Here is a 19,377-nt window from a genome sequence, read left to right on the forward strand (position 1 = left end):
CCTGGCCACGGGCCGCCCGATCCCTCGGTCCGCCCGTCGGCCGCTCCGGCCAGGACCCTCGGCGCAGGGCCCGGCCGCACCGCAGCACCCCTCCCATCCGCGACACCCGATGAGGCGACACACGTCGATGACCAGCACCGCCAGCCCGTTCCCCCACGACGCCTTCGTCCACCGCCACGTCGGCACGGATCCCGATGCCCAGCGCCGCATGCTCGAGGCCGTCGGCGTCGAGGACCTCGACGCCCTGCTCGAGGCCGCCGTGCCCGGGACGATCCTGCTGGATCCCAACACCGACGACGCCCTGGGCGACGGGGCGAGCGAGGCCGAGGTGCTCTCCGAGCTGCGCGGGCTCGCGCGCGCCAACACGGTGCGCACGCCGCTGCTGGGGGAGGGGTACTACGGGACCGTGACCCCCGCGGCCATCCAGCGCAACGTGCTGGAGAACCCCGCCTGGTACACCGCCTACACGCCCTACCAGCCGGAGATCTCCCAGGGCCGCCTCGAGGCGCTCCTGAACTACCAGACCGTGATCGCCGACCTCACCGGCCTGCCGATCGCGAACTCCTCGATGCTCGACGAGGCCACGAGCGCCGCCGAGGCGATGCTGCTCGCGCGGCGCGCGACCCGCGCGAAGGTCGCCCGCTTCGTCATCGACGAGGACGTGTTCTGCGCGACCGAGGCCGTGGTGCGCGGCCGCGCCGAGGCCGTGGGCATCGAGCTCGTCAGCGCCGACCTCAAGGATCCGGCCTCCGCCGCCGAGGCCCTCGCGGACGGCGCCTTCGGCGTGCTCGCCCAGTACCCCGCCGCCTCGGGCCTGGTGTGGGACCCGCAGCCCCTCGCCGAGGCCGTCCACGCCGCCGGTGGCAAGATGATCCTCGCGAGCGACCTGCTCGCCCTCACCCTTCTCACCCCGCCCGGGGAGCTCGGCGCGGACGTCGCCGTCGGCTCCTCCCAGCGCTTCGGGGTGCCGCTCGGCTTCGGCGGCCCCCACGCCGGCTTCATGTCCGTCGCCAAGGGCCTCGAGCGCCAGCTGCCCGGCCGTCTCGTGGGCGTCTCCCAGGACGCCGAGGGCAATCCCGCGCTGCGCCTGGCCCTGCAGACCCGCGAGCAGCACATCCGCCGCGAGAAGGCCACCAGCAACATCTGCACCGCCCAGGTGCTGCTGGCCGTGATGGCCTCGATGTACGCGGTCCACCACGGGCCCGACGGACTGCGCCGCATCGCCCGGCAGGTCGCCGCGCGCACCGCGGACCTCGCCTCCGCGCTCGCCCGCAGCGGTTTCCCCCTCGCGCACGACGCCTTCTTCGACACCCTCACCGTCGCCGTCCCTGGCCGGGCCGAGGAGATCGCCTCCGCGCTCGCCGAGACCGGCTACCTCGTCCGCGTCGTCGACGCCGACACCCTGCGCCTGAGCCTCGACGAGACCACCGACGCCGGCGATCTCGAGGCCCTCGTCGGCGTCATCGACGGCTTCGCGCCCGCGGAGTCCTCGGTCCCCGGCGGGATCGCGGCCGGCGGGGCCGGGCCGCTCGTGACCACGACCGAGGCTGCGGCCGACGGGTCGGAGACCCCGGATGCGCTCGACGAGGACGGGCTCCCGGAGATCGGCGCGGGCTGGCCCGCCGAGCTGCACCGCACGAGCGCCTACCTCGCCGATCCGGTGTTCTCCTCCTTCCACTCCGAGACCGCTCTCATGCGCTACCTGCGACGGCTCTCCGACCAGGACTACGCGCTGGACCGCGGCATGATCCCGCTGGGCTCGTGCACCATGAAGCTCAACGCCGCCGTCGAGATGAGCGCGATCACCTGGCCGGAGTTCGCCGCCGTGCACCCCTTCGCCCCGCGCGAGGACGTCGAGGGGTATCTCGAGCTCATCGACTCCCTCGAGCGCTTCCTCGCCGACATCACCGGCTACGACACCGTCTCCCTGCAGCCGAACGCCGGCTCCCAGGGCGAGTACGCGGGGCTGCTCGCGATCCGCGCCTACCACCTCTCGCGCGGCGACTCCGAGCGCACCGTGTGCCTCGTGCCAGCGAGCGCCCACGGCACCAACGCCGCCTCCGCGGTCCTCGCGGGCCTGCGCGTCGTGGTCGTGGCCTCGGACGCCGAGGGCAACGTGGAGGTCGACGACCTCCAGCAGAAGATCAAGGACCACGGCGACGAGCTCGCCGCCATCATGATCACCTACCCCTCCACCCACGGCGTCTACGAGCAGCAGGTGCGCACCGTGTGCGAGCTCGTGCACGACGCGGGAGGCCAGGTCTACGTCGACGGCGCGAACATGAACGCCATGGTCGAGGTCGCCCGCCCCGGCGAGTTCGGCGGCGACGTCTCCCACCTGAACCTCCACAAGACCTTCTGCATCCCCCACGGGGGAGGCGGCCCGGGCGTCGGCCCCGTCGCGGCCAAGGCGCACCTCGCGCCCTTCCTGCCGGGCCACCCGCTCATGCAGAACCCCGAGCACTACGTCGCCGGGCACCCCGCGACCGTCCACGGCGGCGCCCCGGTCTCCCAGGCCCCCTACGGCTCGCCGTCGATCCTGCCGATCCCGTGGGCGTACATCCGCCTGATGGGCGGGGCGGGCCTGCGGCACGCGACGGCCTCCGCGGTGCTCGCCGCGAACTACGTCGCCGCGCGCCTGAAGGACGTCTTCGACATCCTCTACCGCGGGGAGAACGGGCTCGTCGCCCACGAGTGCATCCTCGACCTGCGCCCCTTCACCGCGCGCACCGGGATCACCGTCGACGACGTCGCCAAGCGCCTCATCGACTACGGCTTCCACGCGCCCACCATGTCCTTCCCCGTGGCGGGGACGCTCATGGTCGAGCCCACCGAGTCCGAGGACCTGCCGGAGCTGGACCGCTTCGTCGACGCGATGCTGATGATCGCCGAGGAGGCCGAGCAGGTCGCCTCGGGCGCCTGGCCGAAGGACGACAATCCGCTGGTGAACGCGCCCCACACCGCGCAGGCGATCGCCCGGGACGACTGGGAGCACCCCTACTCGCGGGAGATCGCCGTCTACCCGGGCGTGCACGCCTCGCGGGAGAGCATCGCGCAGGGCCGCCGCCACGACAGCGTGCAGATGCGGATCGCCGCGAAGTACTGGCCGCCGGTGCGCCGCGTCGACCAGGCCTACGGCGACCGCCACCTCGTGTGCACCTGCCAGAGCCCCGAGGCGTACGCGGAGTCCTGAGGCGCCGCGGTCCCGCGGCCGCATGAACCCGCGTGTCATCCGGTTTCGGCCGGGCGAGTCGGCACCCGTAGCCTGCGGTCATGACCGAGATCCTCACCTCCCACGCCGGCTCCCTCCCGCGCACGCCCGAGCTCATCGAGGCCAACGCGCGGCGCGAGGTCGCCGATGACGGCGTCACGCCGATCATCACCGACGAGTTCCGCCAGATCCTCGCCTCCGCGGTCGACGACATCGTCGCGCGCCAGCAGCGCGTGGGCATCTCCGTGCCCAACGACGGCGAGTACGGCCACGCCATGGGATCGGCCTACAACTACGGCACCTGGTGGAGCTACGTCTTCGACCGCGTGAGCGGACTGCAGATCACGGGCGTGGACCATCGCAGCCAGGAGCCCGTGCGCTCCGCGCCCGGCGACGTGCGCCTGACCTCCTTCGCGGACCGCCGCGACTGGGTGCGCTTCGCCGACGCCTACGCCGACCCGGCCTCCGGGATCTCGCTCGGCGAGCAGCACGTGTTCCCCGCGGCGACCGGAGAGGTCGCCTTCACCGAGCTCGGACGCGAGCTGGTCGCCCAGGACGCCGCGAACCTGCGCGAGGCGCTCGGCGCGCACGGCATCGAGCAGGGATTCCTCAACACCCTCTCGCCCGGATCGGGCAGCCGCATCCAGGACGACCACTACGGCGACGTCGACGCCTTCCTCGACGCGTGGGTCGAGGTCATGCGTCCCGAGTACCGCGCCATCGCCGACGCCGGGCTGCTGCTGCAGATCGACGACCCCTCGATCGCCGAGAACTTCGACCAGATCAACCCCGAGCCCACCGTCGAGGACTACCTCGCCTTCACCCGCAAGCGCGTCGACGCGGTCAACCGCGCCCTCGAGGGCATCCCCGCCGAGCAGGTCCGCTTCCACCTGTGCTGGGGCTCCTGGCACGGACCCCACACCACCGACCTCGAGTTCGCGCACCTCGCGCCCACGATGCTCGAGATCGACGCCAAGTACTTCAGCTTCGAGGCCGCGAACGTGCGCCACGAGCACGAGTGGACCGTGTGGGAGGACCTCGAGCTGCCCGAGGACAAGGTCATCGTCCCCGGCATCGTCTCCCACTCCACCAACGTGGTCGAGCACCCGGAACTGGTCGCCCAGCGCATCGAGCGCTTCGCGAAGCTCGTCGGCCCCGAGCGCGTGATCGCCTCGACCGACTGCGGACTCGGCGGGCGCATCCACCCGGACATCGCCTGGGCCAAGCTCGACTCGCTCGTGCAGGGCGCCGCGATCGCCTCCGCGAGGCTCTGAGAGTCGCTCAGACTGGTTCCCAGTCCGGGCCCGACCCGGCTCGGACCGGCCGGCCGGTTCCTGACCGATCGGAGCTGTCCGTACCGGTCCGTACCGGTCCGATCCTCGGCCGACGTTCGCAAGAACGTCGCCGACACGTCACGCCGGCGTGTCCTGCGGTATCCCACTGCGGGACACGCTGAGCGCGTGAGGATACTCGTCATCGCCGAGACGTTCCTGCCGCACATGAGCGGCGTGACCGGCTCCGTCCTGCACATGGCCGACCAGCTGACCGCCCGCGGGGACGACGTCTCCGTGATCGCGCCCCACCACGCGGGCGCTCCGGATTCCCTGACCACCGCATGCGGTGCGCGGGTGCCCATCCACGAGGTGCCGTCCCTGCCGCTCCCGGGCTACGCCGGGATCCGCGTGGCGACCGTGAGCGCGACCTCCCTGCGGCGCACCATCGCCGCCCACGCGCCCGACGTCGTCCATCTCGCCTCGCCGATCGTGCTCGGCGGACGCGCCGTGATCGCCGCCCGCCAGCTCGACCTGCCCGTGGTCGCCGTCTACCAGACCGACGTGCCCGGCTTCGCCGCCGCCTACGGACTGCCCTTCCTCGAGAACGCCTGCTGGCAGATCCTGCGCGACGTCCACCAGCGCGCGACCCTCACCCTCGCCCCGTCGACCGCGTCCCGCGACCTGCTCGCCGCTCACCAGATCCCGCGCATCCGTCTCTGGGGCCGCGGCGTGGACACCGAGCAGTTCCGTCCGACGGCGCGCTCCCGCGCCCTCCGCGACGAGCTCGCCGACCCCTCGGAGCGGATCATCGCCTACGTGGGGCGCCTGGCGCCCGAGAAGCAGGTGCGCGACCTGCGCGTGGTCCACGACATGCCCGGAGTGCGCCTGGTGATCGTGGGCGACGGGCCGGAGCGCGCCGATCTCGAGCAGTCCATGCCGCGCGCCCGCTTCGTGGGATTCCGCCGCGGCGCCGACCTGGCCGCCCATCTCGCGAGCGCCGACCTGTTCATCCACCCCGGCGAGCACGAGACCTTCTGCCAGACCATCCAGGAGGCGATGGCCTCGGGTCTGCCCGCGATCGCCCCTCGCGCCGGCGGCCCCATCGACCTCATCGACCCCAGCCGCACCGGCTGGCTGTACGCGCCCGGCGATCTCGCCGAGCTGCGCGCCCGCAGCGCCGACCTGCTGTTCGACGACGCCAAGCGCGAGGCCATGGGCCGCGCCGCCCTCGACTCCGTGCGGGAGCGCTCCTGGAGCGTGCTCGCCGATCAGCTGCACGGACACTACGAGCAGGCCATCCTCGCCAACGCCGGAGTGCTCGCCCTGGGCTGAGCGCGCGGGGCCGAGCTCCCGAGGTCCAGCGCCCGCGCCGCAGCGCGGCGTCAGTCGCCGCGGACGATGCGGGCGAAGGCCGCGAGCAGCGCCCGCCAGCTCTCGCGAGGGGCCTCGGCCTCCGCGACGGCCGCTGCGGCCTGCGCGGGCGTCACGCCCTCGGGCAGAAGATCGCTCGTCTCCGCCCAGCGGCCCACGACCTCCGGGGTCACCTCGGGGTGGAACTGCACGCCCCACGCGAGGTCCTCGGTGACGAAGGCCTGCACGGCGCCGTCGGTCCCGGAGGCGAGCAGCCGGGAAGCCGGCGGCAGCGAGGTGATCTGATCCTGGTGCCACTGCAGCACCCTCGGGTCGTCGCCGAGCGCGGCGATCAGTGGATCCTCCCTGCCCTCGGCGGTCGGCACGACGGGCAGGATCCCGACCTCCGCGACCGCGCGGCGGCCCATGGCGCCCTCGAGGGCGAGGGCGAGCTGCTGCGCACCCAGGCAGATGCCCAGGGTGGGCACGCGGCGGTCGTGCGCGGTGCGCACGAGCGCCCGCACCGCCGGGAACCAGGGATGACCGGAGTCGTCGTCGGCGTCCATGCCGCCGCCGAGCACCACGAGCCCCTCGACGCCCCGCAGCTCGTCCGGCACCTGCTCGCCCCGGTGCGCGCGCACGATACGCAGGGTCACGCCCTCGGCCTCGAGCACCTCGGCGAGCACCGCGGGAGGGCAGTCCGTCTCGTGCTCGATGACGAGCACCTCGGGCAGGTCCAGGGCGGGGGAGGGATCCGGGTTCTCTGGCGACATGGGGGATTCCTACCAGAGCCCGTCACATTCGGCCACACACGTGGACCGGGCGCCGCGCGGGGGAGTGATATGGGCTCCGTCGGCCCGACCGAGACCGGCCCCACAGCACTGCACTCGCCGGACACCGGCATCGAACAGGAAGGACCTCTCATGGCCGAGCGCACTCGTCGCCCGCTCATCGGCGTGACCGCTGGGACGTCCCGCCTGATGTCCGGCGCCTGGGAGGGCCACGTGGCGGTGGTGCTCACCGAGCACTACGTCGAAGCGATCCGCCGCGCCGGCGCGCGGCCCGTGATCCTCGCCCCGCAGGACGCGTGGACCGACGAGGAGCTCGCCGAGCTCGACGGCATCGTCCTCAGCGGCGGCGCCGACCTCGACCCCGTGCTGTACGGCGCGGAGGCCCGTGACACCGACATGACGCCCGCCCCGGAGCGCGACGCCTTCGAGACCTCGCTCTACCGGGCCGCACGCCGCGTGGGCCTGCCCGTCCTGGGCATCTGCCGCGGCCTGCAGATCATCACCGTCGCCGAGGGCGGCGACCTCCACCAGCACCTCCCCGCGGACCTCCCGCAGCACCCCGTGACCGGGGAGCGTCCGACCCGCGTCGAGGCCGAGGTGGATGCCGCGAGCGACACGGCGCTCGCCGTGGGCACCCGTCCCGAGGTCACCGCCTTCCACCACCAGGGCGTGCGCACCGTGGGCGAGGGCCTGCGCGCCGTCGCCCGTCACGCGAGCGGCCTCCCGCTCGCCCTCGAGGCGACCGCCGGATCCCCGGTCCTGGCCGTCCAGTGGCACCCCGAGCTCGACCGCGAGGGCGACGGGCTGTTCGAGGCGCTCGTCACCGCGATCGGCAGCGTGCCCTCATGCGCGGACGGGGCCCGTGCTGGTCTAGGATGAGGGACGTCCCCGCCGTACCCCCTGGAGGAATGATGAGCTCCGCCACCGACCCGCACACGCAGCAGCCCCGTGAGGAGGCCAGCACCCCCTCCACCCACAATCCCGTGGTGACCTGGGTGCTGTTCATCGTCGTGTTCGGCCTGTTCATCGCCGGCCTGTGGGTCATGAGCCTCTACACGATCGCGTGGTTCCTCTTCGTGATCGGGCTGCTCATGTGCATCCTCTCCCTGTTCCTCGCCTTCCAGGCGATACCCGCGCTGCTGCGCTGAGTCCGCAGCCGCGCCACCGCTGAACGCGCGCGGCGCCCGCCGCAGGGCCTCGGCCCGCCGCAGGGCTCCGCACCGCGCCGACGGGCCCCGCTCTCCGCCGCCGGAGAGCGGGGCCCGTTCTCGCTCCGACCGCCGCACCGATCCGGAAACCTGGGTGACCGTGACCTCGTCCCGCTCCTCGCACCCGCACCGCACCTCCCGCGTCCCCGTCGCCGCCGACGCCCGCCGCGCGCGCTGGGCGGTCTCACTGATCTTCTTCCTCAACGGGGCGTCGTTCTGCGCGATCCTCCCGCGCTACCCGCAGCTCGTGGAGTCCATCGGCCTGTCCAACGGGTCCTTCGGCCTGGCCGTGGGCCTGGGACCGATCGGCGGGCTCGCCGCCGGACTCCTGGCGGCCCCGCTCATGGCCCGCTTCGGCTCCGCGAGGGTGGCCGTCGCCTTCCAGGTCGTCGCGAGCACCGTCCACCTGCTCGTCTACACCTCGGCGACCTGGCTGTGGCTCGCCGCCGCGCTGTTCCTCGCGGCCGCGAGCGACTCGATCACCGACGTCTCGATGAACGCCCACGGCATGCGCGTCGAGCGCCGGTACCGGCGCTCGATCCTCAACAGCTATCACGGCTGGTGGTCGCTCGGCGCCGTCACCGGCGGCATCCTCGGTTCGGTCTGCGCCCAGCTCGCGGTGCCGCTGTGGATCCAGGGCCTCGTGGGCCTCGTCCTCTTCGGGTCCCTCGCCCTGGGCAGCAGGCGATTCCTCCTCACCGGCCACGACTCCACCGAACGTCGCCCCGCGGCCCTCGAGGCAGGACTCGCCGCCCCGTCCGCCGCCTCCGCCGCGGCCCCTGCGGCCGCGACCGAGGAGGCGCTGGGCGGGGAGACGGCGAGCACGGGCGAGACGGCCGGGGCGGACTCTGCGACGGGCAGCGACGCGACGACCGGGACCGGCGCGACGACGGGCACCGGGGTGACGCGCGCGAGCACCCTGCGCGGACTGCTGCTGATCGCGGCGCTCGGGCTCGTGCTCGTGTTCGCGGGAGCGACCGAGGACGCCGGCAACACCTGGGGCGCCCTGTTCATGCGCGACACCTTCGAGGCGACGCCGTTCCTCGCGGGCCTCGCCTTCGTCGCCCTGCAGGGCGCGCAGACCGTCGGCCGCTTCCTCGGCGACGGGGTCGTGGACCGCCTCGGCGACCGTCTCACGGCCCGGATCGGCGCGCTGCTCAGCGGAGCAGGCATGGCCATGGCGCTCATCTTCCCGCACCCGGCGACGGCGCTGATCGGCTTCGCGTGCGCCGGCTGGGGGATCGCGACCCTGTTCCCCGCGGCGTTCCGAGCGGCCGACGAGATGGAGGGCGTCCCGCACGGCCTCGGCATCACCGTGGTCGGCTGGTTCGCCCGCATCGGCTTCTTCGTGACGCCGCCGATCGTCGGCGCCCTCGCCGACGCGCTCACCCTGCGCTTCGCGCTGTGGCTCGTGCCGCTCTACGCCCTCGGGATCCTCGTGTTCTCCGGAGTGCTCTCCGCGCGCACGGCGCCGACGACGGAGGCCGGGGCCCGGGCCTGAGCGCGCCGGGGCGCGCGGTTCACTGCAGGAGAGAGAGGTCCCCCGCCCCTTCGCGACGGATCTCGGCGAGGTCCCCGGTGAGGTCGATGACGCTCGTGGGCTCCGTGCCCACGTCCCCGGAGTCGATGATCACGTCGAGCTGAGGGTCCAGCGCCTGCTGGACCTGCCAGCCCTGCGAGGGAGGGGTCTCCTCGCCCGGCAGCAGCAGCGTCGAGGAGACGATCGGCTCGCCGAGGGCCTCCACGAGCGCCCGGTCCACGCGGCTGTCGGGGATGCGCACTCCCACGGTCTTCTTCTTCGGGTGGGCCATCCTGCGGGGCACCTCCTTGGTGGCCCGCAGGATGAAGGTGTACGGCCCCGGCGTGAGGTTCTTGACCAGGCGGAACGTGGGGTTGGAGACCAGCACGAACTGCGAGAGCTGCGCGAAGTCCGAGCAGACGAGCGTGAAGTCGTGGTCGGAGCCGACCTGCCGGATGCGGCGGATGCGCTCGAGCCCCTCGTGCGCCTCGAGGGCGCAGCCCAGCGCGTAGCAGGAGTCGGTGGGGTAGGCGATCAGCCCGCCGTCGCGCAGCACGCGCACCGTCTGCTCGATGAGGCGCGGCTGCGGGTCCACGGGATGGATGTCCAGATATCGGGCCATGCCCGATGCTACGTCCGGCGGGGGCCGACGGGGGAGGGGCGCCTCGCGCGGCGCGCTCAGGCGACGACCACGAACTCCCGGCCCAGCCACTTGGTGCGGCGCAGGCGGACCACGGCGCTGATCGGCACGGGGCCGCGGATGTGCGGATAGGAGCGGCCGGTGCCGCGGGAGTCCTCCTCCACGTCCACGGCGATGCCCGCGGCCTCGACGCGCTGCACGTCGATCTCGAGGATCACCAGGTCCGTCGGCCGATCCGGATAGACGCGCTTGGCGACCATCGAGATCTGCTCGGGCCAGGAGGCGTGGATGAAGCCGACCTCGGCGAGGCTGCGGCCGCGGGTGGAGCACGTGTAGCGCCCGGTGGGCACCGCCGCGTCCCAGGAGGAGCGTTCGGTGATGTGCCAGATCAGGGGCGCGGGCATGACCGGCAGTGTACCGTGATGCCCCATGGGAGCACGGGGACGGATCGTCGAGGGACTGCGCATCGCGCACGCGGCGGACCGGGAGAGGTTCGAGGCGCTGCTGGACGACCGCCTGGTGGGCGTCCTCCAGTACGGACCGGGCAGTGCCGAGGGCGCGCGTGATCTGCGCTCGACCGTCGTCTCCCCGGAGCACGGGGGCCAGGGCATCGGCACCGCGCTCGTGCGGGAGGCTCTCGCCGAGACCGCCGAGGAGGGCCTGGACGTCGAGGCGACCTGCTGGTTCGCCCGCGGCTACCTCGAGCGTCATCCCGCAGGGGCCCGTTCGACGCAGCGCCCCACCGATGAGGCCGGCCGCGAGCCGGGGGAGGGCGACGCGTGACCTTCAGGATCATCACCGTGTGCACTGGCAACATCTGCCGCTCGCCGATGGCGGAGTACATGCTCCGCGGCGCGTTCGAGGACGAGGGCCTGGCGGACCAGGTCGAGATCTCCTCCGCGGGCACCACGAGCTGGGAGACCGGCGAACCCATCGATCCTCGGGCCGGGGAGAAACTGCGCGAGCTCGGATTCGACCCCTCCGGCCACCGGGCGCGGCAGGTCACGCCTGAGGAGCTGCGCGAGGTCGACCTGGTGCTGGCCCTGGACCACGATCACGTCGGGCCGCTCGAGCGGATCGGCGGGCGCGGCGTCTCCGAGCGCCTGCGCATGCTGCGCGAGTTCGATCCCGAGGCCCCGGAGGACCTGGGTATCCGCGACCCGTGGTACGGCGACAGCAGCGACTTCGAGGACACCGCGCGCAAGATCGAGGCTGCCTCCCGCGGCATCGTCGAGCACGTGCGCGGTCACCTCCCCGCCCGCGGCTGAGCGCCCTCCCCGCGCCGGACATCGGGCGCACCGGACGAGGCGCCCGCGTGAGACCCTGGCATCCCGCGATGCAGGAGGATCTCCGATGACGATGCCCGCGGCGGATCCCCTCCGCCTCGACACCCTCGCTCTCGCCCGCGCGCTGCGCGACGGCGAGGTCGACGTCCGCGAGCACACCGAGAGGGTCCTCGCGCAGGCCCGCTCCGTCGGCCCCCGTGTCGGAGCCTTCGCGCATCTGCTCGAGGAGCGCAGCCGCACCCAGGCCGAGACCGCCGCCCGGGAGCTCGCCGCCGCGCACGGGGGCTCCGCCCGGGAGGAGCTCGCACGGTCCCGTCCCGTGCTCGGCGTGCCGCTGCCCATCAAGGACCTCACCCGCATCCAGGGCGAACCCTTCGAGGCCGGCAGCGCGGTCCTCGTCGGCACCCGCGCGGACGTCACCGACGGCGTCGCCCAGGACATCCTCGACGCGGGCACCGTGACCATCGGGAAGACGACGACCCCCGAGTTCGGCCTGCCCTGCTACACCGAGCCGGCCACCACGGCCCCCGCCCGCACGCCCTGGGACACGCGCCGCACCGCCGGCGGCTCGAGCGGGGGAGCGGCCGCGGCCGTCGCCAGCGGCATCGTGCCGATCGCCCAGGGATCCGACGGCGGCGGCTCGATACGCATCCCCGCCGCCTGCTGCGGCATCGTGGGGATCAAGCCCTCGCGCGGGCTCGTGTCCCCGGGGCCGCACGGCGCCGAGGGGCCGGGGCTGGTGACCGATGGCATCCTCGCCCGCACCGTGCGCGACGCGGCCCTCGGGCTCGATCTGATCGCCGGCGTGCGTCCCGGCGACGCCTGGGGCCGATGCCCCCCTCGCGGGGGCTATCTCGCACCGCTCGAGCAGGCCGCAGGCGGGCTCCCCGGCGAGGGAGGGAGCCGGACGGGACTGCGTATCGGCGTGCTCACCGAGCCCCTCGCGATCGCGACCGACGTGCACCCGGCCGCGCTGCGCGCCGTCGAGCGCGCGAGCTCCCTGCTGCGCGCGCTCGGACACGAGGTCACGGCGGTGCCCGCGCCCTTCGACACCACGCGTTGGCGCACGTTCATGCCGCTGTGGACCGTCGGCGCCGCCGCCCTGGACCTCCCGCCCGAGGCCGAGGCGCTGCTGCTGCCGCTCACCCGCTGGCTGCGCGAGCGCGGGCGCGAGTACGACGGCCGCGCCGTCACCGGCGCGCTCGCGGGGATGCAGATGCTGGCCCGGGAGGTGGGGGAGGCCTTCGACGGCCTCGACGTCGTGATCACCCCGTCCCTCGCCGCCCCGCCCGCGTTCCCCGCGGAGCTCCAGCTCGAGGACCCCGAGGCCGATTTCGACGCCCAGTGCGCCTTCACCCCCTGGACGAGCACCTGGAACATGACCGGGCGCGCGGCGATGTCCGTACCCCTTCACCGGGAGGAGATCGACGGGGTCGAGCTCCCCTTCGGCGTGCAGCTGGGTGCCGTGCGCGGCGGCGACGAGGAGCTGCTGCTCGCGCTCGCCGCCCAGCTGGAGCAGGCCGATCCCTGGCCGCTCGTGCGCGAGGTCGACGTCCCGTGAGCGGCGGGCAGGGGCCGACCGGGGCATCGGGCGCGACGGGTCCGACGGCGGTGCGCGTGGACGTGTGGCTGTGGAGCGTGCGCCTGTTCCCGACCCGCTCGGCCGCCACGGCGGCCTGCCGCGGCGGGCACGTGCGCCGCGACGGCGACCTCGTGAAGGCCTCGCAGCGGATCTCCGTGGGTGACGAGCTGCGGGTGCGTCGCCCCGGACGCGAGCGGATCATCGTGGTCACCCGCCTGCTCGAGAAGCGGGTGGGTGCGCCCGTCGCCCGCGAGGCCTACGAGGACCATTCGCCCGAGCCCGCGCCGCAGCTGCTCGCGGCGCCGCCCCGCCGCGACCGCGGCGCCGGCCGGCCCACCAAGAAGGATCGGCGGGAGATGGACCGCCTGCGCGGTCGCGGGGTGGATCCCGTCGACGCCCTCGGCGAGACCTCAGTCGACCTCAGGCCCGGGAGAGCAGCTCGCGGCGATTGACCGTGAGACGGTCCAGCAGCTGCCTCTCGTGCGCGGTGGCCTTCGGGCTCGCCCCGTCGGCCAGCAGTCGCTGGCGGGTGGCGGCAAGTTCCGCCGACTCCCGGATGAAGCGCTTCATGACGGGCAGGGCGCCCATCGTGCGCGCCCAGGAGCGGCCCTCCCGACGTCCCTTCCAGGTGCCCAGCATCGTGACCTCCTCGTGCGTGAGCCAGCCGAGGTTCGCGTACTCGCCCAGGCGCACGCGCGTCAGGCGCGACTCGTCCCAGACCAGCACGGCGATCAGGCCGAGCCACAGGGCCGAGAGCACGAACTCGAGCAGCAGCATGATGATCAGGCCCTCGAGGTCGGGGAACAGGAACGAGGACAGGTTCCACATGCAGTGCAGGAACATGCCCGGCCACGTCGCCACGAAGAAGACGAGGGCGCCCGGCACGGTGCCCCACTTGCGCGCGACGAGCCCCATGATCACGCCGGTCAGGGACGTGTAGATGGCGTGGCCGAAGATGCCGATGACCCCCCGGATCACCACGGTCGACGCGACGGTCGTGACGGCGCCGTGGTCCCAGGCGCTCCCGTAGTAGGTGATGTTCTCGGTGAACGCGAATCCGCCCCCGATGAGGGCCCCGTACACGAGGCCGTCGAGCGGACCGTTGAAGTAGCGCCGCCCCACCAGGAACAGCACCACCAGGCCGAGGCCCTTCGCGCTCTCCTCGGTGAAGGGAGCGCTGATCACTGCCCCCACGAACGAGGCGGCGCCCTCGTCGCCGGTCGCCTGGTAGGCGAGGATCGAGACGACCGAGTTGACCACGTACGCCGTGCCCGCGGCGGCTGCCGCGCCCCACAGCACGGCGCTGATCAGCAGAGGGATCGGCTGCGGATCCCAGCGGTCCGCGAGCACGATCACCCCGATGATGACGACGAGGGAGAACGAGGCGAGGACGGCCTCGAGCACCCAGGCGCCGGGGCTCGAGCCCTCCAGCACGTACAGGAGGAAGAGCAGGGTGAGGAGCACGAGCAGCCCGAGTCCCAGGAGCACCGCGAGGATCCAGCCCAGCACGATCGGCAGCGGCATGCCCGCCTTCGGCTGCTGCTGGACCTCCTGGATGCGGCGGGTCTGCGTCGCCCACGCCGAATCCGGCTGCTCCTGCTGCGGGCGCTGCGCCGGTGCGGGAGCGAAGCGGGCGCGCGTGAGCGGACCTGCGGGACGGCTCGAGGTGTCGTACAGGCGCGGCAGCTCGTAGTGGACGTACTGGCCGCCGGGCGGCCCCTGGCTCTGCGCGCCCGGGCGGCCCTGCGGCGCAGGGTCCTGGCCCGTGGCCTGCTGCTGCCCGCCGGCCTGCTGCTGCCCGCCGCTCCGCTGCCCGGGTGCCGGCTGCTCCCGGGGGACCGGCTGCTGTTCCCGCGGCGGGGGCTGGAGGGGGCGCCGCTGCGGAGGCTGCTGCGGGGGCTGCGGTGCGGACGGCGGATGCGTCATGGGGTCCTCGCGGGGAACGGGAACGGCGGGCGGGAGCCGAGGAGGCGCCGGAGTGCCGATGCTACCGGGAGGGGGAATCCGTGACGGGGGAGGGCCGACGATTGTGGACGACGGCGGCTGCCCCGACACCCTGCGCGAGTATCGTGAGGCAGGCCACGGGGAGACCAGGGTTGAGCGGAATAGACTCAACTTCCCTGACGTTGCATCTCATGTCGGGTCGCGAGGGATCGTGCCCCGCAGTGCGCCTCATCGAGAGCGCGCGTGCGGGCGTGATCGTCGCAGCGGCCCGGAATCGACCATCCACGAACCGGAGGCAGCGACTGTGGAGTTCCACTTCACCACCCGTTCCCAGGAAGCCGTGGCCCAGGCCGCCGAACGGGCGGCGGAGCTCGGCAACCCCCAGGTCCTCGCGATCCACCTGCTGTGGGCTCTCGCCCAGCAGAAGGACGGCATCGCGCGCGCCCTGCTCGAGAAGGTCGGGGCGGACCCCGACCGCATCGTCGAGCGCTCCCAGCGGGCGATCGACGCACTGCCGCGCGTGAGCGGCAGCGACACCCATCCGACCTTCGTCGGCAGCGGGTACGACGCACTCGAGGCGGCGCGCCGCGAGGCCGACGATGCCGACCGCACCCATCTGTCCACCGAGCACCTCCTGATCGGCATCGCGCTCGGCAAGGACGACGCCGCACGGCTGCTCGCCGATTTCGGCGCGACGCCCCGCACGCTGCGCGATGCCCTTCCTGCACTGATCGGAGAGAACCCCATGGATACGGAGAACCCTGAATCGACCTTCGAGAGCCTGGAGAAGTTCGGCCTCGACCTCACCGAGCAGGCCCGCGAGGGCAAACTCGACCCGGTGATCGGCCGCGACGCCGAGATCCGCCGCGTGGTGCAGGTGCTCAGCCGCCGCACCAAGAACAACCCGGTGCTGATCGGCGAGCCCGGCGTCGGCAAGACCGCCGTCGTCGAGGGCCTCGCCCAGCGCATCGTCGCGGGCGACGTCCCGGCCTCCCTGCGGGACAAGACCCTGATCTCCCTCGACCTGTCCTCGATGGTGGCCGGCTCGAAGTACCGCGGCGAGTTCGAGGAGCGGATGAAGGCCGTCCTCGACGAGATCCGCACGTCGAACGGCCAGATCATCACGTTCATCGACGAGCTGCACACGGTCGTCGGCGCCGGCGGCGGCGGTGACGGCTCGATGGACGCGGGCAACATGCTCAAGCCCATGCTCGCCCGCGGCGAGCTGCGCATGGTGGGCGCGACCACGCTCGACGAGTACCGCGAGAACATCGAGAAGGACCCGGCCCTCGAGCGCCGCTTCCAGCAGGTCTTCGTCGGCGAGCCGAGCGTCGAGGACACCATCACGATCCTGCGCGGGCTCAAGGACAAGTACGAGGCCCATCACAAGGTCTCGATCACCGATGCCGCGCTGGTCGCCGCCGCGACGCTCTCCGACCGGTACATCTCGGGCCGTCAGCTGCCGGACAAGGCGATCGACCTGGTCGACGAGGCCGCGTCGCGCCAGCGCATGGAGCTCGACTCGTCGCCGGTGGAGCTCGACATCCTGCGTCGCCAGGTGGACCGTCTGAAAATGGAGGAGCTGGCCCTGCAGGGCAGCGACGATCCCGGCAGCCAGGCGCAGCTCGGATCGGTGCGCGGCCAGCTCGCCGACCGCACGGAGAAGATGGACGAGCTCTCGGTGCGCTGGGAGCGCGAGAAGGCCGGGCTGAACAAGGTCGGCGACCTCAAGGCCCAGCTCGAGCAGCTGCGCATGCAGGCCGACCGCGCCCAGCGCGAGGGCGACCTCACCGCGGCCTCGAAGATCCTGTACGGGGACATCCCCGCGCTCAAGAGCCAGCTCGTGGACGCCGAGGAGGTCGAGGCCTCGGGCGAGGCCGAGGAGTCCCGCCCGCTGGTCTCCGACCGCGTGGGCCCCGACGACATCGCCGAGGTGGTCTCCAACTGGACCGGCATCCCCGCCGGGCGCATGCTGCAGTCCGAGACGCAGAAGCTCCTGGACATGGAGGACATCATCGGGGAGCGCCTGATCGGGCAGCGCCAGGCCGTCACCGAGGTCTCCGACGCCGTGCGCCGTGCCCGCGCGGGCATCGCCGACCCGAACCGTCCCACCGGATCGTTCCTGTTCCTGGGACCGACGGGCGTGGGCAAGACCGAGCTGGCCAAGTCGCTCGCGCAGTTCCTGTTCGACGACGAGCGCGCGATGACCCGCATCGACATGTCCGAGTACGGGGAGAAGCACAGCGTCTCCCGTCTGGTCGGCGCCCCTCCGGGATACGTCGGCTACGAGGAGGGCGGCCAGCTCACGGAGGCTGTGCGCCGCCGCCCGTACACGGTCGTGCTGCTGGACGAGATCGAGAAGGCCCACCCGGACGTCTTCGACATCCTGCTGCAGGTCCTCGACGACGGCCGCCTGACCGACGGCCAGGGCCGCACGGTGGACTTCCGCAACACGATCCTGATCCTCACCTCGAACCTGGGTGCGCATTTCCTGCAGGACCAGGCGCTCAGCGAGAAGGAGCGTCACGAGAACGTCATGAACGTCGTGCGGGCGAGCTTCAAGCCCGAGTTCCTGAACCGCCTGGACGACGTCATCATGTTCGACGCCCTGGACCGGCAGCAGCTCGCCCGGATCGTGCGCCTGCAGGTGGCCTCGGTCTCCGCGCGGCTCGCCGAGCGCCGGATCACCCTCGACGTCGACGACGCCGCGACCCAGTGGCTCGCCGACGAGGGCTTCGACCCGCTCTACGGGGCGCGACCGCTCAAGCGGCTCGTGCAGAAGGAGATCGGCGACGCCCTGGCGCGCATGATCCTGCGCGGCACGGTGCACGACGGGGACCACGTCTCCGCGGGCGTCGCGGCCGACGGGTCGGCCCTCGAGCTGCACGTCGTCGGCTCCGCCGAGGACGGCGACGAGCAGGAGTCCGATGCCGAGGCCCGGGAGGCGGAGGACGCGATCCTCGAGGACACCTCCGCCCCGCGGGACACCGAGGCCCCGGTCGACCTCTCGGACGTCGACCTCGGCGGCGAGGACGAGGACGCGCTGCGATGAGCACCCGCGCTCCGCGGGGATGAACCACCCGGTCAGCAGGGCCCCGTCCGCCATCACGGCGGATGGGGTCCTGCCGCGTCGGGGGCGTGCGCCTCACTCGTCCCAGGGCATGGGGGCGACCCGCCGGCGCATCTCCAGCAGCGGCTCGGTGTCGGTGAGGTTGGTCCTGCGGCGCTCGAAGTCCTCCACGAATCCGTCGACCTCCTGCTGGCGGGCGCGCAGCGCGTCGCCGTCGATGCCCGTGCCCTGGAAGACCGGGGAGTCCAGGATGTCGGCCTCCGCCTCCAGCTGGGTCGAGACCATCGGACCGAAGGAGGAGATCGGCGTGGACGTCGCGGTGTGCGCGGCGATCCCCAGCTCGCGGTAGGCGCCGGTCTCCATGGCCCGCGCCGCGCCCGGGAGATCCCCCGCGCCCAGGGCGCCGCCCACCTCGTCCTTCGTCTGCAGGACGCCGCCGAGGAGCTGGTCCGTGCCGGACAGCATCGAGCCGACGGAGGACTTCTCGCCGAACAGCGCCTCGTCGGGTGCATGGGAGAGCCGCATGGCGGCGAACAGCGGAGCCGTCGCCTCGCCGAGGCCGTGCTCGTTCGCGAACGTCTCCATCCGCCCGCGCATCGATTGGACGCTGTCCCGGGCGTCCAGCGCGGCCTGCGCCTCGCCGGCATAGGGCACGCGCGCGAGCAGCGAGTGCCGCAGCTCCGACCCCTGCTGCTCATGGGCCGCATCGAGGTCGAAGGACGGATCATGGGGGCGCACCGGTGCGTTGAGAGCCGCCGCGCTCTCCCGCACCGCATCCGCGAGACCGGGGTCGATCGGATGGGCGAAGGGCTTCCCGGGAGCCAGCCAGCCGGGGACCGGGCGCTGGGTGAGCTCGAAGAGCTTCTTCGCGAGCTTGGAGGAGGTCTCGTTCACCCAGCGGCTCATGCCCTCCGGATCGCCGTATCCCAGCGGGTGCGGTTCGACGAGATCGCGCACATCGTCCTCGTCGAGCCCGGTCGCGTCCTCGAACAGGTCGAAGAGATCGTTGCGCGCCATCGCGCCGAGATCGAGGCCGTCGTCCTCGGAGCCCGGGCCGATCCGGGCCCCGCCGACCGCCGGCCCGATCGCCGCCGCGTCCGTCCCGGCCGTGGCACCGCCCGCTCCCTCGGCCCTGCTCGCCCGCTCCTGCTCATCGGCCTGGGAGCGCAGGTCATCAGCGAGGGCGTGCAGCCTCGCGCTGCGCGAGCGCACCTGCCGCCCCGCGTTCGCCGCAGCGGCGCGGAAGGTCTCCGCATCGGGCCCCTCCCACCGCAGACCTCCGGCGGCGTCGAGCACGCCCGCCCGCGTCTCCAGACCCGAGGCGGCTCTCTCGAACCGCCGGGCGAGCTGCTGCATCTGCACGGTGTCGCATCCCAGGAATCCACTCATGCCGCGGACGCTACGCAGATGCGACCGCGGCCGCCGGGGGAGCGGCGCCGCTGTGGAGAACTCGCGGTGGGGAGGACTCGTGGGGATCGTGGAGCTCCGCGTCCGCGGGTCCG

The 19,377-nt window shown here is 73.1% G+C and carries 16 protein-coding genes; 11 read left to right on the top strand and 5 right to left on the bottom strand.

Annotated features, from left to right (window positions below; genetic code table 11):
• Window positions 1-127: 127 nt before the first annotated feature.
• From gcvPB to ACFQ53_RS10100, 3 genes are all read left to right on the top strand, one after another.
• Entirely contained in the window at window positions 128-3,193 is a 3,066-nt protein-coding gene (gene gcvPB / locus ACFQ53_RS10090) for an aminomethyl-transferring glycine dehydrogenase subunit GcvPB (protein ID WP_377858966.1), read from the top strand.
• A gap of 80 nt (window positions 3,194-3,273) precedes the next feature.
• The gene (locus ACFQ53_RS10095; RefSeq protein WP_249480524.1) at window positions 3,274-4,485 is read left to right on the top strand and encodes a cobalamin-independent methionine synthase II family protein; all 1,212 of its coding nucleotides are present in this window, start codon (window positions 3,274-3,276) and stop codon (window positions 4,483-4,485) included.
• 186 nt (window positions 4,486-4,671) lie between these two features.
• Entirely contained in the window at window positions 4,672-5,817 is a 1,146-nt protein-coding gene (locus tag ACFQ53_RS10100; protein ID WP_377858970.1) for a glycosyltransferase family 4 protein, read from the top strand.
• Window positions 5,818-5,867: 50 nt separating this feature from the next.
• Here ACFQ53_RS10100 and ACFQ53_RS10105 read toward each other — a convergent pair whose 3' ends face one another.
• Window positions 5,868-6,608: a type 1 glutamine amidotransferase gene (locus ACFQ53_RS10105; RefSeq protein WP_377858973.1), complete on the bottom strand. Its 741-nt coding sequence runs from the start codon at window positions 6,606-6,608 to the stop codon at window positions 5,868-5,870.
• A gap of 150 nt (window positions 6,609-6,758) precedes the next feature.
• Between ACFQ53_RS10105 and ACFQ53_RS10110 the strand changes: the two genes are divergently transcribed.
• From ACFQ53_RS10110 to ACFQ53_RS10120, 3 genes are all read left to right on the top strand, one after another.
• Entirely contained in the window at window positions 6,759-7,505 is a 747-nt protein-coding gene (locus ACFQ53_RS10110; RefSeq protein ID WP_377858976.1) for a gamma-glutamyl-gamma-aminobutyrate hydrolase family protein, read from the top strand.
• Window positions 7,506-7,537: 32 nt separating this feature from the next.
• Window positions 7,538-7,774: a hypothetical protein gene (locus tag ACFQ53_RS10115; RefSeq protein WP_249480520.1), complete on the top strand. Its 237-nt coding sequence runs from the start codon at window positions 7,538-7,540 to the stop codon at window positions 7,772-7,774.
• Window positions 7,775-7,934: 160 nt separating this feature from the next.
• A complete protein-coding gene (locus ACFQ53_RS10120) occupies window positions 7,935-9,335 on the top strand; it encodes an MFS transporter (RefSeq protein WP_377858979.1) in 1,401 nt (466 codons plus the stop codon).
• 19 nt (window positions 9,336-9,354) lie between these two features.
• Here the strand turns inward: ACFQ53_RS10120 and ACFQ53_RS10125 are convergent, their stop codons facing one another.
• Both ACFQ53_RS10125 and ACFQ53_RS10130 read right to left on the bottom strand, forming a co-directional pair.
• Window positions 9,355-9,975 carry an L-threonylcarbamoyladenylate synthase gene (locus tag ACFQ53_RS10125; RefSeq protein ID WP_249480518.1) on the bottom strand — a complete coding sequence of 207 codons (621 nt, stop codon included), beginning with the start codon at window positions 9,973-9,975 and terminating at the stop codon, window positions 9,355-9,357.
• 56 nt (window positions 9,976-10,031) lie between these two features.
• Entirely contained in the window at window positions 10,032-10,397 is a 366-nt protein-coding gene (locus tag ACFQ53_RS10130; protein WP_152353396.1) for a DUF952 domain-containing protein, read from the bottom strand.
• A 25-nt stretch (window positions 10,398-10,422) separates the two neighbouring features.
• On the opposite strand from ACFQ53_RS10130, the gene ACFQ53_RS10135 reads away from it, so the two are divergent.
• The 4 genes from ACFQ53_RS10135 to ACFQ53_RS10150 all read left to right on the top strand — a co-directional run bounded on the left by ACFQ53_RS10135 (window position 10,423) and on the right by ACFQ53_RS10150 (window position 13,313).
• Window positions 10,423-10,776 carry a GNAT family N-acetyltransferase gene (locus tag ACFQ53_RS10135; RefSeq protein WP_377858982.1) on the top strand — a complete coding sequence of 118 codons (354 nt, stop codon included), beginning with the start codon at window positions 10,423-10,425 and terminating at the stop codon, window positions 10,774-10,776.
• Complete coding sequence (locus ACFQ53_RS10140; protein ID WP_377858985.1) at window positions 10,773-11,261, top strand: low molecular weight protein-tyrosine-phosphatase; 489 nt, start codon at window positions 10,773-10,775, stop codon at window positions 11,259-11,261. Before ACFQ53_RS10135 ends, ACFQ53_RS10140 begins: the two co-directional genes overlap by 4 nt.
• Before the next feature lie 85 nt (window positions 11,262-11,346).
• Window positions 11,347-12,840, top strand: coding sequence for an amidase (locus ACFQ53_RS10145; RefSeq protein WP_377858988.1), 1,494 nt, complete (start codon window positions 11,347-11,349; stop codon window positions 12,838-12,840).
• Window positions 12,837-13,313, top strand: a complete 477-nt coding sequence (locus ACFQ53_RS10150) for an RNA-binding S4 domain-containing protein (protein WP_377858991.1) — start codon at window positions 12,837-12,839, stop codon at window positions 13,311-13,313. The genes ACFQ53_RS10145 and ACFQ53_RS10150 overlap by 4 nt, the downstream gene beginning before the upstream one ends.
• On the opposite strand, the gene ACFQ53_RS10155 is transcribed toward ACFQ53_RS10150, so the two are convergent.
• On the bottom strand, window positions 13,282-14,787 hold the full coding sequence (locus tag ACFQ53_RS10155) for a PrsW family glutamic-type intramembrane protease (RefSeq protein WP_377858994.1): 1,506 nt from the start codon (window positions 14,785-14,787) through the stop codon (window positions 13,282-13,284). The two genes, ACFQ53_RS10150 and ACFQ53_RS10155, sit on opposite strands and share 32 nt — an antisense overlap.
• Window positions 14,788-15,109: 322 nt before the next feature.
• Here ACFQ53_RS10155 and clpB point away from each other — a divergent pair, with 322 nt between their 5' ends.
• Window positions 15,110-17,857 carry an ATP-dependent chaperone ClpB gene (gene clpB / locus ACFQ53_RS10160; protein WP_377858997.1) on the top strand — a complete coding sequence of 916 codons (2,748 nt, stop codon included), beginning with the start codon at window positions 15,110-15,112 and terminating at the stop codon, window positions 17,855-17,857.
• A gap of 93 nt (window positions 17,858-17,950) precedes the next feature.
• Here the strand turns inward: clpB and ACFQ53_RS10165 are convergent, their stop codons facing one another.
• Entirely contained in the window at window positions 17,951-19,264 is a 1,314-nt protein-coding gene (locus ACFQ53_RS10165; protein ID WP_377859009.1) for a hypothetical protein, read from the bottom strand.
• Between the last annotated feature and the right edge of the window lie 113 nt (window positions 19,265-19,377).

The organism is Brachybacterium sp. NPDC056505, assembly GCF_042794925.1.
Classification (GTDB): domain Bacteria; phylum Actinomycetota; class Actinomycetes; order Actinomycetales; family Dermabacteraceae; genus Brachybacterium; species Brachybacterium kimchii.